The organism is Enterobacter sp. DC4 (assembly GCF_000568095.1).
Classification (GTDB): Bacteria; Pseudomonadota; Gammaproteobacteria; order Enterobacterales; family Enterobacteriaceae; genus Enterobacter; species Enterobacter pseudoroggenkampii.
In genome coordinates this window covers 37,749-52,166 of sequence record NZ_AZUB01000010.1, presented here as the reverse complement: position 1 = coordinate 52,166, position 14,418 = coordinate 37,749, and the positions used below count along the sequence as shown (strand labels likewise).

Sequence of the window (14,418 nt, the reverse complement as noted above, 5' to 3'; positions counted from 1 at the left end):
CCGGTAAGCGAAGCGCCACCGGGCGAATCACAGATTACGATTTCGTCGACTGCTCAAAGCGGCGCAGCAGCTGATTTCCGCGCTCTACCGCAGAGTCCAGCGCCTGCTGTGGCGTTTTCTTCCCGGTCCACACGCTTTCCAGCTCCTCATCCACGATGGTGCGGATCTGCGGCATGTTGCCCAGGCGCAGGCCTTTAGTGAACGGCAACGGCGGCTTGTTCAGCATCTGGCGCGTCGCGATGTCCGCGCCTGGGTTCTTGCTGTAGAAGCCCTGCTCGCGGGTCAGGTCATACGCGGCTTTGGTGATCGGCAGGTAACCGGTCTTCTGGTGCCACTCGGCGGCGTTTTCAGGCTTGGCCAGGAAGTCGAGGAATTCGGCCACGCCTTTATAGGTGCCCTTGTCTTTACCCTGCATGACCCACAGGCTCGCCCCGCCGATAATGGCGTTCTGCGGCGCGCCCTTCACGTCAGCGTCGTACGGCATCATGCCCACGCCGTAGTTGAATTTGGCGTAGTGACGGATATCCGCCAGCGAGCCGGAGGAGGCGGTGGTAATGGCGCAGTCGCCGTTGTAGAACTTCTCGGTGGATTCGTCTTTACGCCCGAAGTAGCTGAAGTCGCCCTTCTTGTTCAGGTCGGCAAGCAGCGCGATGTGCTTCACCTGCTCCGGCTTGTTGAACTCCAGTACCGCATCGGTGCCGTCGAAGCCGTTGTTTTTGGTCGCCACCGGCAGGCCGTGCCAGGCGCTGAAGTTTTCAATCTGGATCCAGCCCTGCCAGCCGCTGGCGTAGCCGCACTTCATCCCCGCCGCTTTCAGCTTCGCGGTGTACTCCGCCAGGTCCTGCCAGGTTTTTGGCGGCTGCTCCGGGTCTAAACCGGCTTTTTTGAAGGCGTCTTTGTTGTAGTACAGCACCGGCGTGGAGCTGTTAAACGGCTGGGACAGCAGATGGCCGGTTTTGGAATCGGTGTAGTAACCCGCTACGGTCGGCACAAACTGGGATTCATCGAAGTTGATGCCCGCTTCTTTGAACACTTCGTAGACCGGCTTGATAGCTTTGGAAGCCATCATGGTGGCGGTGCCCACTTCATAAACCTGTAACAGTGCAGGTGCGTTGCCGGTACGGAAGGCGGCGATGCCCGCGCTCAGGCTCTGCTCATAGTTGCCTTTGTACACCGGCACAATTTTGTAATCCGGGTGGGTGTCGTTGAAACGTTGCGCCAGGGAGTCAACTTCTTTACCCAACTCCCCTTCCATTGAATGCCAGAACGGAATGGTGGTGACAGCCATTGCGTTCGTCGCAAAAGCCAGACCCAGTGCCAGACCCAAAGCTGTGTGTCGTAACGATGTCATTGTCATCTCTCTTATTGTGCCGGATGCGCGATATCACGCGTTTTATGCTCGCGAGGTAACATGACATGCTCGAATTACAGAAAAATAACTGTTTGTTTACAGATAAATGACAGCCAGGCGTCAGGGGGATGATGGTTGTGTGAAGGGGGTTGGATGGTTGGGTGCGGTCTGGTGCCCTCACCCCGGCCCTCTCCCACAGGGAGAGGGAGAAAACACTAAAAAAGGCAACTTGCGTTGCCTTTTTGCTTTTACCTATCCGCCCAGATACGCGCTCCGCACCGCTTCGTTCGCCAGCAGCGCGTCGCCGGTGTCTTCCAGCACTACGCGGCCGTTCTCCAGCACGTAGCCACGGTCAGCCAGCTTCAGCGCCTGGTTGGCGTTCTGCTCGACGAGGAAGATGGTCATCCCCTCTTTGCGCAGCTGCTCAATGGTGTCGAAAATCTGCTGGATGATGATCGGCGCCAGACCGAGCGACGGCTCGTCCAGCAGCAGCAGACGCGGCTGGCTCATCAGCGCGCGGCCTATCGCCAGCATCTGCTGTTCACCGCCGGACATGGTGCCCGCACGCTGAATGCGGCGCTCCCACAGGCGCGGGAAGAGTTCGTACACCCACTTGATGCGGGTCTGGTATTCATCGCGGTGAGCAAAGAAGCCGCCCATTGCCAGGTTCTCTTCCACCGTCATGCGGGAGAAGACCCGGCGCCCTTCCGGAACAATCGCCACCGCTTCACGCATGATTCTGGCGGTCTGCCAGTCGGTAATGTCTTTACCATCAAACACGATCTGCCCGCTGGTGGCGCGCGGGTCGCCGCACAGGGTGCCGAGCAGCGTAGTTTTACCCGCGCCGTTGGCGCCAATCAGGGTCACGATTTCACCCTGATTGATATGCAGGCTGACGTCGTGCAGCGCCTGGATCTTGCCGTAGTGCGCGTTGACCTTGTCGAACGTTAACATCGCTTTTTCCATCTTATGCCTCACCCAGGTATGCGCGGATCACGTCCGGGTTGTTGCGGATCTCTTCCGGCGTGCCGTTTGCCAGCGGCGTGCCCTGGTTGACCACGTAGATACGGTCGGAAATGCCCATTACCAGCTTCATGTCGTGCTCGATCAGCAGAATGGTGGTGTCGTGGTGATCGCGCAGTTCGGCAATCAGCTCGTCCAGCTCTTTGGTCTCTTTCGGGTTGAGCCCTGCCGCCGGTTCGTCGAGCATCAGGATCTCCGGCTGGGTCACCATGCAGCGCACAATCTCCAGACGACGCTGGTCGCCGTAGGCCAGGTTGCTCGCCTGACGATTGGCGTGCTGCAGCAGGCCAATTCGGTCGAGCCAGGTCGCCGCGCGGTCAAGCGCTTCATCCTGCGCGCGGCGGAAGGCCGGGGTTTTCAGCAGGCCGGAGAACAGCCCGGTTTTCAGCTGCTGATGCTGCGCGACCAGCAGGTTCTCAATCACCGTCATCTCGCGGAACAGACGTACGTGCTGGAAGGTACGCACCACGCCCATGCGGGCAATCTGCTGGCCCGGCAGCCCTTCAAGATGCTTGTCGCGCAGCATGATGGTGCCGCCCGTCGGCTTGTAGAAGCCAGTCAGGCAGTTAAAGACCGTGGTTTTCCCCGCGCCGTTCGGGCCAATCAGGGAGACAATCTCTTTCTTGTGCAGATCCAGTGACACATTGTTGACCGCCAGCAGGCCGCCAAAACGCATCATCAGACCGTTAACGGATAATAATGGCTGACTCATGCCTGCTCTCCTTTCGTCTGAGTGCGTTTCAGCTTCAGCTGTGGACGAGTCATCGGCAGCAAGCCCTGCGGACGCCAGATCATCATCAGCACCATCAAACCACCCAGCATCAGCATGCTGTATTCGTTAAAGTCGCGCATCAGCTCGCGCGAGACCACCAGCAGGATGGCCGCGAGGATAACGGCGAACTGCGAGCCCATACCGCCGAGCACCACAATCGCCAGCACAAAGGCGGACTCGGCAAAGGTGAACGATTCCGGGCTCACAAAGCCCTGACGGGCGGCAAACAGCGTTCCGGCGAAACCGGCAAACGCGGCGCTGATGGTGAACGCGGTCAGCTTGATGCGGGTCGGGTTCAGGCCCAGGGAGCGGCAGGCGATCTCATCTTCACGCAGCGCTTCCCACGCGCGGCCCAGCGGCATGCGCAGCAGACGGTTAATCACGAACAGGGTAATCACCACCAGCAGCAGCGCCACCAGATAGAGCCAGATTACGCGGTCGGACGGGTCATACTTCACGCCGAAGAAGTTACTGAAGGTGTCCCAGCCGCCTTCGCGGGCGGTACGGCTGAACTCCAGGCCAAAGAAGGTCGGTTTCGGGATCTGGCTGATACCGTTCGGGCCGCCGGTCACTTCGGTGTTGTTAAGCAGCAGGATACGGACGATTTCGCCAAAGCCTAAGGTCACAATCGCCAGGTAGTCACCGCGCAGGCGCAATACCGGGAAGCCAAGCAGAAAGCCCGCAGCGGCAGAGACCAGCCCCGCCAGCGGCAGGCAGGTCCAGAAGCCGAGGCCGTAATAGTGGTTCAGCAGCGCGAAGGTGTAGGCGCCGATGGCGTAGAAGCCACCGTAGCCCAGTACCAGCAGGCCGGAGAGCCCCACCACCACGTTCAGACCGAGACCGAGAATCACGTAGATCATGGTCAGAGTGGCGATATCCACGGTGCCGCGAGACACCACAAACGGCCACGCCACGGCGGCCACCAGCAGCGCTACGAGGAATAGCTTCTGCTTAACGGTAGACCCGTCGATGGCCGGCAGAACGAATTTCGGCCCGGAGACGTTTTTCAGCGACTTCTGGAACAGCGGACGCAGCAGCTGGAACAGGAACACCACGGCAGTGCCGATAAATACCCACTGCCAGCGGATGTCGGGGGCGGTATCCACCACCAGCTTCGTCCCATCCAGACCTAACTGGACGCCCATAAAGACGCCTGCCAGCACGAAGAACATGGCGGCAGAGAGCAGCGCCATTGCAAAATGCATCGGTTTCATACTTTCTCTACCTCCGGACGGCCCAGAATACCGGTAGGCATCACCAGCAGAACCAGAATCAGCAGGGCAAACGACACCACGTCTTTATATTCCGTGCTCAGATACGCCGAGGAGAGCGCCTCCGCCACGCCCAGGATCAGGCCGCCAATCATGGCACCCGGAATACTGCCGATACCGCCCAGTACCGCCGCGGTGAAGGCTTTCATCCCGGCCATAAAGCCGATGTACGGGTTGATCACGCCATAGAACTGGCCGAGCAGGACACCCGCCACCGCCGCCATCGCGGCGCCAATCACGAAGGTCAGGGCAATCACGCGGTCGGTGTTGATGCCGAGCAGGCTCGCCATCTTCAGATCTTCTGCACACGCGCGGCAGGCGCGTCCCATACGCGAGTAGCGGATGAACAGCGTCAGGGCGAGCATCGCAATAAAGGTCACGACCCAGATAACAAGCTGCATGGTGGTGATAGACGCCGCGAAGTTTTCGCTGGCCCCCACAATCCACTGGCCGTTAAACAGGCTTGGCAGCGCCACGTCGCGCGAGCCTTCGGTCAGGCTGACGTAGTTTTGCAGGAAGATCGACATCCCGATGGCGGAAATCAGCGCAATCAGACGCTTGGAGCTGCGCACCGGCCGGTAGGCCACGCGCTCGATGCTCCAGCCGTAGGCGCTGGCTATCACAATCGCGCCGACAAACCCGGCGGCGACCAGCAGCCAGCTGCTGTCGATGCCCATCATCATCAGGGCGGCAATAATCATAAAGGAGACGTAGCTACCGATCATGTAGACCTCGCCGTGGGCGAAGTTGATCATGCCGATAATGCCGTAAACCATCGTATAGCCGATGGCGATCAGCGCGTAGGTGCTTCCCAGCGTAACGCCGTTAAACATCTGCTGCAGGAAATAGAGAAACTGCTCGGACATATGCAAACCTTTTTATACCCGCCCGGCGGTCCGGGCGGTGGGATAATTATTTGGCGGCCGAGGACGAACCGTCGGCGTGCCACTTAAAGACACCAAACTCAAATCCCTTCAGATCGCCTTTCTCATCCCAGTTCAGCGGCCCAATCACGGTGTTCGCCCCGTGTGCTTTTAAATCTTTCACCAGATCCAGCGGTTCTTTGCTGCCGGAGCGATCCAGCGCGGTGGCCAGAGACTGTACGGCCGCATAGGTGATCCAGACGTACGGACCACTCGGATCTTTCTTCTGCGCCTTGAGCGCATCCACGATAGCCTTGTTGGCCGGATCCTGGTCATAGCGTTTTGGCATCGTCACCAGCATGCCTTCGGCAGAATCCCCCGCGATGTTTGACAGGGAGGCATTGCCCACGCCCTCTGGCCCCATAAACTGGGTTTTCAGACCGGTGGCGCGCGCCTGACGCAGCATCTGTCCCATCTCCGGGTAGTAGCCGCCGTAGTAAACGAAGTCGATATTCTCTTTTTGCAGACGGGCGATCAGCGCGGAGAAGTCTTTCTCACCGGCGGTAATGCCGTCGAAGAAGACGATGTTCGCGCCGCCTTTTTTCAGGCCGTCCTGAACGGAGCGCGCCAGGCCTTCGCCGTACTGCTGCTTGTCATGAATAATGGCGATACGCTGCGGCTTAACGGTTTCAAGGACGTATTTGGCGGCGGTGGGCCCCTGAGAGGAGTCCAGACCGGCGGTACGCATAATGTGCTGATAACCGCGCTGGGTCAGCTCAGGGTTGGTTGCGCCAGGGGTGATCATCAGGATGCCTTCGTCTTCGTAGATATCAGACGCAGGCTGGGTGGAGGATGAACACAGGTGGCCGATCACATACTGGATGCCATCGTTGACGATTTTGTTGGCGACCGCGACGGCCTGTTTCGGATCGCAGGCGTCGTCATATTCCACGCCCACCAGCTTGTCGCCTTTGATGCCGCCCTTAGCGTTGATGTCTTTGATGGCCTGGCGCGCACCGTTGAACTCCATGTCACCCCACTGGGCAACAGGGCCGGACATCGCACCCACTACCGCAACTTTAATGTCCTCCGCCATAGCGGCATGCGAGATCGACAGTGCAACCATCCCCGCGATTAACGTCTTCGCGTTCCTTTTCATCTCTGAATCCCCATTCGTGATGTCGTGTTTATATTTTGTTTTATTATGGTTAAAAAGCATTCTGTACTTTTAATGAACAACGCTATTTTTACCAGTGCCTTTAATGGTTTAGCGCAGGTTTTTGTCAAAAACCAGACTAAAATCTCTATTTTTCAGGCGATTAAGCAAAGATAATATTCTGAAATCAGGCAGAGATAAACAAATAAAAGTGCAGTTTGCAGCATAAAATAACGGTACAAAGCGCCGAATAAATCACTACCCTTCAGGTTAAAATTCTGCTTATTTTTCGATCCATGCGTTTTCAAACTGCCCATCGCGTTGCCAAAAAACTAATCACCTGGTTAATGAGAATAAAAAGAGGAAGCCGCTGAGTGAATAAATTGAGTACACTGCCCCTACTCAATCTGATTTGGACAAGTAGCTAATGAAACTGACTATCGTGCGTCTGGTGACCTTTAGCGACCAGGATCATATCGACCTGGGCAAGATCTGGCCGGAATATTCCCCTTCGTCGCTACGCGTGGATGAGACCCACCGCATTTATGCCGCGCGTTTTAACGAGCGCCTGCTGGCCGCGGTTCGCGTCACCCTGAGCGGTACAGAAGGGGCGCTGGACTCGCTGCGCGTACGTGACGTCACCCGTCGTCGCGGTGTGGGACAGTATTTAATTGAAGAAGTGATCCGCGAAAACCCGAGCGTGACCTCATGGTGGATGGCTGACGTCGGCGTGGAAGACCGCGGCGTGATGGCGGCGTTTATGCAGGCGTTAGGGTTTACGGCGCAGGAGAGCGGTTGGGAGAAGCGCTAAAAGAAAGCCGGGTGGCGGCTGCGCCTTACCCGGCCTACAATTTCTACCGCATTTTCCCAAGCATTTCGTGTTGCAGGAAGGCGGCAAGTTATGAAATCCCCGGGAGCTTACATAAGTAAGTGACCGGGGTTGAATAACGCAGCCAACGCACCTGCGGCGCGAAAGGCGACGGGAAAATTATTTGGCGTCTGTCGCCGTGCCATTAGCATGCCAGTCAAACACGCCGAACTCGAAGCCCTTCAGGTCGCCCTTCGCGTCCCAGGAGAGTGGCCCCATGACGGTCTGGACCGTGTTCGCTTTCAGCCAGGTGGCAATCTCAGCCGGTTCGGCTGACTGGTTCAGGCCCGCCTGCAGAGACTGCAGCGCCGCATAGGTGGTCCAGACGAACGCGCCGCTTGGATCCTGTTTCTTCGCCTTGATGGCATCTACGATAGGTTTGTTCGCTGGCACCTGGTCGTAGTTCTTCGGTTTGGTCACCAGCAGGCCTTCGGCTGATTCACCTGCAATGTTAGACAGGGAAACGTTCGCCACGCCTTCCGGACCCATAAACTGGGTTTTCAGGCCCGCAGCGCGCGCCTGGCGCAGGATCTGGCCCATTTCCGGGTGGTAGCCACCGTAGTAAACGAAGTCGATATTCTCTTTCTTCAGACGCGCCACCAGGGTGGAGAAGTCTTTCTCACCGGCGGTGATCCCGTCGAAGAACACCACGTCGGCATTGGCTTTCTTGAGGTTGTCCTGCACTGAACGCGCCAGACCTTCACCGTACTGCTGCTTGTCATGAACGATGGCAATGCGCTTCGGCTTCACTTTTTCAACGATGTATTTTGCCGCGGTTGGGCCCTGGTCAGAGTCCAGACCGGTGGTGCGCAGGGTCAGCTTATAGCCACGCGCGGTCAGCTCCGGTGCGGTCGCCGCCGGGGTGATCATCAGAATACCTTCGTCTTCGTAGATGTCAGACGCGGGCTGAGTAGAGGAAGAGCACAGGTGACCGATAACGTATTTGATCCCGTCGTTCACCACTTTGTTCGCGACCGCGACCGCTTGTTTCGGGTCACAGGCATCATCATATTTTACGATCTGCAGTTTTTCGCCCTTGATACCGCCCTTAGCATTAATGTCTGCAACCGCCTGCTCAGCGCCGGTAAATTCCTGGTCGCCGTACTGTGCTACCGGACCGGACATCGCGCCAACCACAGCCACTTTGATGTCTGCCTGTGCCATGGTGCTGAATGCCAACGCGATACATCCTGCCAGTAACGCTTTACCCTTCATGTTCATCCTGAGATTCCCCATTATTATGGTTATTACGATTGTTGTGATGTTGTTGTGCAGCGCTTTATGTCAGTTATAGGTGTGCTGTTCGCGCTTTTTCAGCATACTCTGCTAAAACATACCCGATTTTTATGATTTTGGAATAGCTAATTTGAAATGAATATATGATAGGCCCGGCAGGGATTTTCGCCGGGCATATGGCTTTAACGTGTCAGCGAGGCGGAGATAATGTCCAGCGCTTTACGGAACTGCACTTCAGGGATCGTCAGCGGATAGAGGAAACGAATGACGTTGCCGTAGACGCCGCAGCTCAGAAGAAGCAGCCCTTCCTGCAACGCGCGCTCCTGCACCTGGCGGGTAAATTCCGGCGAAGGCTGGCCCGTTTGCGGGTCGTTAAACTCCACCGCCACCATTGAACCCTGCGCGCGAATGTCCGCGATATACGGGCAGTGTTCCTTCGCTTTGTTCAGCACTTCCACCAGGTGATGGCCAAGATGCGCCGAGCGCGTGCAGAGATCCTCTTCATCAATCACGTCGAGCACGGCATGCGCCGCGGCAATCGCCAGCGGGTTTCCGGCGTAGGTACCGCCCAGCCCGCCCGGCACGGGGGCATCCATCACCTCAGCCCGGCCCGACACCGCTGAGAGCGGCATCCCACCCGCCAGGCTTTTCGCCATGGTGATCAGATCCGGCTTCACGCAGTGATGTTCCATCGAGAACAGCTTGCCGGTACGGGCGAAGCCGCTTTGCACCTCGTCGGCAATCAGCAAAATGCCGTGGGTATCGCACAGGGCACGCAGCGCCTGCATAAAATCGGCTGGCGCGATGTTGAAACCGCCCTCTCCCTGAACCGGTTCGAGAATAATGGCCGCGACCTGGTCGGGTGCGATATCCGCTTTAAAGATACGTTCCAGGCTTTTCAACGCCTCAGCGGTGCTGACGCCGTGCAGTTCATTCGGATACTGCGCGTGATAAACCGAACCGGGGAACGGGCCAAAGCCGAGCTTGTACGGCGCAACTTTGCCGGTCAGCGCCATGGTCATAAAGGTGCGGCCGTGAAACGCGCCGCCAAAAGTGATAAGACCCGGACGTTTGGTGTACGCCCGGGCAATTTTTACCGCGTTTTCGACCGCCTCTGCTCCCGTTGAAAAGAACGCCGTTTTGGCAGGGCCTTCAACGGGCACGCGTTCGTTGATACGTTCGGCAAGCGCCACATAGCCTTCATACGGCACGATCTGATACGCCGTATGGGTAAAGGCGTGGAGTTGTTTTTCGATGGCGGAAATGACTTTGGGATGGCGATGGCCGGTATTCAGCACCGCGATCCCGGCGGCGAAGTCGATGTACTCGTTGCCTTCCACGTCCCACACCGTGGCGTTTTCAGCTTTATCGGCATAGAAGTTACACATCACGCCGATGCCGCGCGGCGTCGCCTGTAAACGCCGGTCGTTCAGTTCGTTGTTTTTCACCCTGTCCCCCTGAGAAAGTCGCCTGCTTAGCGCATCAGTAAGTGTTTGCCAGGGGGAGGGAATTCGCCAGAGCGGGCGCTAAAAAAACAAAACCCCCGGATTCTCATCCAGGGGTTCTCGGTGTACTTCGCAGAAATTACGCTTCGATAGCGGCGCGAAGTTTTTTCATGGCGTTCTTTTCAAGCTGACGGACACGTTCCGCAGAAACGCCATAGCGGTCGGCCAGCTCCTGCAGCGTGGACTTGTTGTCTTCGTCCAGCCAGCGGGCGCGGATAATATCCTGGCTACGTTCGTCGAGGCCTTCCATCGCATGAGTCAGCTTGTTCGCGGCCTGATCTTCCCAGTTATCCTCTTCGATGCCATCAGCAAAGTTAGAGGTTTTATCCTGCAGATACAGAACCGGTGCCATCGGCTGGCTGTCAGATGCGTCGTCGTCGGAGGACATATCAAAGGTCATGTCCTGCGCGGCCATACGGGATTCCATCTCACGCACGTCTTTGCTGGTTACGCCCAGCTCGCGCGCCACCATTTCCACTTCATCCTGATTGAACCAGCCCAGACGCTGCTTGGTTTTACGCAGGTTAAAGAACAGTTTGCGCTGCGCTTTTGTCGTGGCGACTTTCACGATACGCCAGTTGCGCAGCACGTATTCGTGAATTTCTGCTTTGATCCAGTGCACGGCGAAGGAGACCAGTCGCACACCCACTTCCGGGTTAAAGCGACGTACAGCCTTCATCAGACCGATGTTACCTTCCTGAATCAAGTCCGCCTGCGGCAGGCCGTAGCCCGCATAATTACGAGCAACGTGAACAACAAAGCGCAGGTGAGACAGGATCAGCGTCTTAGCTGCTTCCAGATCGCCCTGGTAATGCAGCTTTTCAGCAAGCTCCTTTTCTTCCTCGGCCGTTAACATCGGCCAGGTGTTCGCAGCCCGGATATAAGATTCCAGGTTACCAACAGGGGCTAAAGCTAAAGTTTGCATTTCTTTGGTCATTCATTCCTCTCAATGTTTCTTCTGGTCCAGGTCGTCCCCGTCAGGCAACAACCATGCCAAAGCGTTTGAGCAACGAGATTAGCATTCACTCTTTTATCAGACAGTGATTTTATCCACAAGTTCCAGGTGCAACGGTGAATAAATTACGCACAAAATGTGACATGGAGATGATAACAGGGGAAGAGACAACAGGGACGCTTTCCCTGCAGAGCGAACATCTCGGTGCAGGGAAAGATTATATCACGCTTTTATTAGTCGGGAGTAAAGTGACGTAAATGTTGAACGGTTGCCAGCCAGGCTGCCACCCACCCAATCATCGAGCACACCAGCAGCAGTAACAGGCACTCATCGAAACCTAAGCCGCTGATATTAAACTTCGTTCCGAAAACCTGCGCCACTTCAGTCACGGCAGACGAAAGCCGCATCACCAAAATTTCTGACAATATCAGTGAAAGAAATGCGCCGGAAAAACCGAGCAGTGCACCGCCGTAAAGGAACGGTCGGAGGATGAAGCCATCCGTCGCACCAATCAGTTTCTGCACGTTGATGGTATCGCGACGGGCAAAGATGCTCAGGCGTACGCTGTTACCGATGACGAGGAAGACCGCCGCCACCATCAGCACGCCAATCATCGCCGCGACGCGTCCTACCAGCCCGGTCAGGGCAGAAAGGCGCGCAAACCAGCTGTCATCCATGCGCACTTCATCAATACCCTTAATGCGCGTGATGCGATCGCGCAGGGTATTAAGCGAATCGGTCCCCTGGAAATCCAGCTTCGGGATCACCACCGCCACGGCGGGCAGCGGGTTCTCTTCGAGCATATCCAGCGCGCCGCCAAAGCCAGACCAGTTACGGAACTCGCCCAGCGCGTCTTCACGTGAGAGATAGTTGACCTTCTCCACGCCCTGCTCGGCCTGGATTTGCCCAACCACCTGCGCCGCGGCGTTATCGTCGAGCGCTTTATCCAGATAGACCGTGATCTGCGGGGACGGATAATACTGTGAAGCCGCCTGGTTGACGTTTTTATAGACCATATAGCAGACGCTTGGCAGCGTCAGGGAGATGGCAATCACCATCACCGTCAGGAACGTCGCCAGCGGTTTGCTTTTCAGGTCCTGCAGCGCGCCGTGGAAAGCGTAGCGTACCTGTTCGTTAAACACGTTGGTTTTACGGGAGGCCGGTTTTGTCGCGGCCTTCTGGCGCTTCGGCGCATTACGATTGCCGTCACCACCGCCCTGCGGCTTACGGAAACGGTCAAACCGGTTCCCGAACTGCCGAATCTGGTTTATTGCATCACGCTTGTTCACCGTGGCCTCCGTGCAAATGCCCGTCGCTCAGGGTCAGCATGCGGTACGAACGACGGGAAATGAGCCCGATATCGTGCGTCGCCATCAATACGGTGACCCCTACGCGGTTGAATTCCTCAAACAGACGCAAAATCCCTTCTGACAGGGCATCGTCCAGGTTACCGGTCGGTTCATCCGCCAGCAGCACGGCAGGCTTGTTCACCACCGCGCGGGCGATGCCCACGCGCTGCTGTTCACCGCCGGAGAGCTGGATCGGGAAGTTCTTCGCTTTGTCCAGCAGCCCGACCTTATCCAGCGCCGCAGAGACGCGACGGCGGATATCGTCATAGCTGGCGCCGGCAATAATCAGCGGAATGGCCACGTTATCGAAAACGGTGCGATCCATCAGCAGGTGGTGATCCTGGAAAATCATGCCGATCTGACGACGCAGGAACGGCACTTCGCGGTTTTTCAGGCGGCTGATTTCATGCCCGCCGAAAAAGATTTTCCCGGCGCTTGGCCGCTCGATCCCACAGATAAGCTTGAGCAGGGTACTTTTCCCCGCGCCGGAATGGCCGGTCAGGAATGCCATCTCGCCCGGCTGCAGGTGGAATGTCACCCCCTGCAGCGCTTGTCTCCCACCGAGATAGGCCTTGCTGACGTGTTCAAAGCGAATCATTGTTAGTCCTCTCGGGCAAATAATGCCTCAATAAAGTCGTCCGCCTTAAACGGACGTAAATCCTCAATACGCTCGCCCACACCGATGTAACGGATAGGAATGCCGAACTGATCGGCCACGGAGAAGATCACCCCGCCTTTCGCGGTGCCGTCCAGCTTGGTCAGCGCGATCCCCGTCAGTCCTACCGCTTCAGTGAACAGCTTCGCCTGGCTGATGGCGTTCTGTCCGGTGCTGGCATCAATGGTCAGCATAATTTCATGCGGTGCGTCTTCGTCCAGCTTCTTCATGACGCGAACGATTTTCTTTAACTCTTCCATCAGGTGCGATTTGTTCTGCAAACGCCCTGCGGTATCGGCAATCAGCACGTCCACGTTGCGCGCCTTCGCCGCCTGGATGGCGTCAAAGATCACGGATGCGGAATCCGCGCCGGTATGCTGAGCAATCACCGGAATGTTGTTGCGCTGGCCCCAGACCTGCAGCTGCTCAACCGCCGCCGCACGGAAGGTGTCGCCCGCCGCCAGCATCACCGATTTGCCCTGCTGCTCGAACTGACGCGCCAGCTTGCCGATGGTGGTGGTTTTACCCACGCCGTTCACGCCGACCATCAGAATAACAAATGGCGTTTTGCCTTCAATATTAAGCGGTTCGTCAACTTTTGCGAGAATTTCACCCATCTCGTCTTTCAGCAGGCCGTACAGCGCTTCGGCGTCGCGCAGCTGTTTGCGGCTCGCCCCTTCGGTCAGGTTGGCGATGATCTTACGGGTGGTTTCCACGCCGACGTCCGCAATCAGCAGCTGTTCTTCCAGCTCTTCAAAGAGATCGTCGTCGATCTTCTTGCCGCGGAACAGACTGATAAATCCGGAACCTAAGTTTTCTTTGGTTTTGAGCAGGCTGCGCTTCAGGCGGGCGAAGAAACCTTCTTTGGTCGGTTTTTCCTGCTCCTGAACGATCTCTTCTTCCGATTCTTCTTCCACCGGCACCACGATGACCGCTTCTTCAGCGGCTTCCGCCGCCAGCGCCTGGGCTTCAAGCTCTTCGTCGGTCAGTTCTGGCTCTAGTGCCGCTTCTTCTTCCACCGCCTCAACAATTTCAACGGTTTCCGCTTCGGCCTGCCACTCTTCGGCAGACACCTCTTCGGCTTTCACCTCTTCCGGCAGCGGCAGCTCTTCATGCTCGATAACGGCCTGCGGTGCTTCGGTAATGTCTTCAACGACAACCGGTTCTGGCTTCTCGCTCTCCTGAACCTGTTCCGTGACCTCAACCACCTCTTCTGCAAAGGATTCAACCTCTTCTTTGCTGTGCGCCGTTTCTTCCGCGTCGACTACCGCGGCGGTTTCTACAGGCGTTTCAGGCGGTGACTGCTCTTCAACGGCTTGTTGCTCTTCGGTTTTCTGTTCTGTTTCTTGCTCTTTTTCACCGAAGCCCAGCCAGGAAAAGAAGCCACGTTTTTTTTGTTTTGCCATCTGCGACT

Annotated in this window: 13 protein-coding genes; 1 reads left to right on the top strand and 12 read right to left on the bottom strand. The window is 57.0% G+C overall.

What is annotated here, in order from left to right; all coding sequences use genetic code 11:
* Window positions 1-34: 34 nt before the first annotated feature.
* The 6 genes from ugpB to livK all read right to left on the bottom strand — a co-directional run bounded on the left by ugpB (window position 35) and on the right by livK (window position 6,439).
* Window positions 35-1,351, bottom strand: a complete 1,317-nt coding sequence (gene ugpB / locus P349_RS03210; protein ID WP_023310025.1) for a sn-glycerol-3-phosphate ABC transporter substrate-binding protein UgpB — start codon at window positions 1,349-1,351, stop codon at window positions 35-37.
* A gap of 252 nt (window positions 1,352-1,603) precedes the next feature.
* Window positions 1,604-2,317 (bottom strand): high-affinity branched-chain amino acid ABC transporter ATP-binding protein LivF, encoded by a 714-nt coding sequence (gene livF, locus P349_RS03215; RefSeq protein WP_032650575.1) that lies wholly within the window; start codon window positions 2,315-2,317, stop codon window positions 1,604-1,606.
* Between the two features lies 1 nt (window position 2,318).
* A complete protein-coding gene (livG, locus tag P349_RS03220) occupies window positions 2,319-3,086 on the bottom strand; it encodes a high-affinity branched-chain amino acid ABC transporter ATP-binding protein LivG (RefSeq protein ID WP_024906698.1) in 768 nt (255 codons plus the stop codon).
* A complete protein-coding gene (locus tag P349_RS03225; RefSeq protein ID WP_032650573.1) occupies window positions 3,083-4,360 on the bottom strand; it encodes a high-affinity branched-chain amino acid ABC transporter permease LivM in 1,278 nt (425 codons plus the stop codon). The genes livG and P349_RS03225 overlap by 4 nt, the downstream gene beginning before the upstream one ends.
* Entirely contained in the window at window positions 4,357-5,283 is a 927-nt protein-coding gene (gene livH, locus P349_RS03230; protein WP_008500099.1) for a high-affinity branched-chain amino acid ABC transporter permease LivH, read from the bottom strand. The genes P349_RS03225 and livH overlap by 4 nt, the downstream gene beginning before the upstream one ends.
* Window positions 5,284-5,329: 46 nt before the next feature.
* Window positions 5,330-6,439, bottom strand: a complete 1,110-nt coding sequence (gene livK, locus P349_RS03235; protein ID WP_023334146.1) for a high-affinity branched-chain amino acid ABC transporter substrate-binding protein LivK — start codon at window positions 6,437-6,439, stop codon at window positions 5,330-5,332.
* Window positions 6,440-6,863: 424 nt separating this feature from the next.
* Here livK and panM point away from each other — a divergent pair, with 424 nt between their 5' ends.
* Entirely contained in the window at window positions 6,864-7,247 is a 384-nt protein-coding gene (gene panM / locus P349_RS03240) for an aspartate 1-decarboxylase autocleavage activator PanM (protein ID WP_023334145.1), read from the top strand.
* A 177-nt stretch (window positions 7,248-7,424) separates the two neighbouring features.
* On the opposite strand, the gene livJ is transcribed toward panM, so the two are convergent.
* From livJ to ftsY, 6 genes are all read right to left on the bottom strand, one after another.
* Window positions 7,425-8,525, bottom strand: a complete 1,101-nt coding sequence (livJ, locus tag P349_RS03245; RefSeq protein ID WP_024906694.1) for a branched chain amino acid ABC transporter substrate-binding protein LivJ — start codon at window positions 8,523-8,525, stop codon at window positions 7,425-7,427.
* A 197-nt stretch (window positions 8,526-8,722) separates the two neighbouring features.
* Window positions 8,723-9,988, bottom strand: coding sequence for a 4-aminobutyrate--2-oxoglutarate transaminase (locus P349_RS03250; protein ID WP_032650570.1), 1,266 nt, complete (start codon window positions 9,986-9,988; stop codon window positions 8,723-8,725).
* Between the two features lie 136 nt (window positions 9,989-10,124).
* Window positions 10,125-10,982 carry an RNA polymerase sigma factor RpoH gene (gene rpoH, locus P349_RS03255; protein WP_024906692.1) on the bottom strand — a complete coding sequence of 286 codons (858 nt, stop codon included), beginning with the start codon at window positions 10,980-10,982 and terminating at the stop codon, window positions 10,125-10,127.
* 251 nt (window positions 10,983-11,233) lie between these two features.
* Complete coding sequence (ftsX, locus tag P349_RS03260) at window positions 11,234-12,289, bottom strand: permease-like cell division protein FtsX (protein ID WP_024906691.1); 1,056 nt, start codon at window positions 12,287-12,289, stop codon at window positions 11,234-11,236.
* Complete coding sequence (gene ftsE / locus P349_RS03265; protein ID WP_023310016.1) at window positions 12,276-12,947, bottom strand: cell division ATP-binding protein FtsE; 672 nt, start codon at window positions 12,945-12,947, stop codon at window positions 12,276-12,278. The genes ftsX and ftsE overlap by 14 nt, the downstream gene beginning before the upstream one ends.
* Window positions 12,948-12,949: 2 nt before the next feature.
* Window positions 12,950-14,410, bottom strand: coding sequence for a signal recognition particle-docking protein FtsY (gene ftsY / locus P349_RS03270; RefSeq protein ID WP_032650568.1), 1,461 nt, complete (start codon window positions 14,408-14,410; stop codon window positions 12,950-12,952).
* Between the last annotated feature and the right edge of the window lie 8 nt (window positions 14,411-14,418).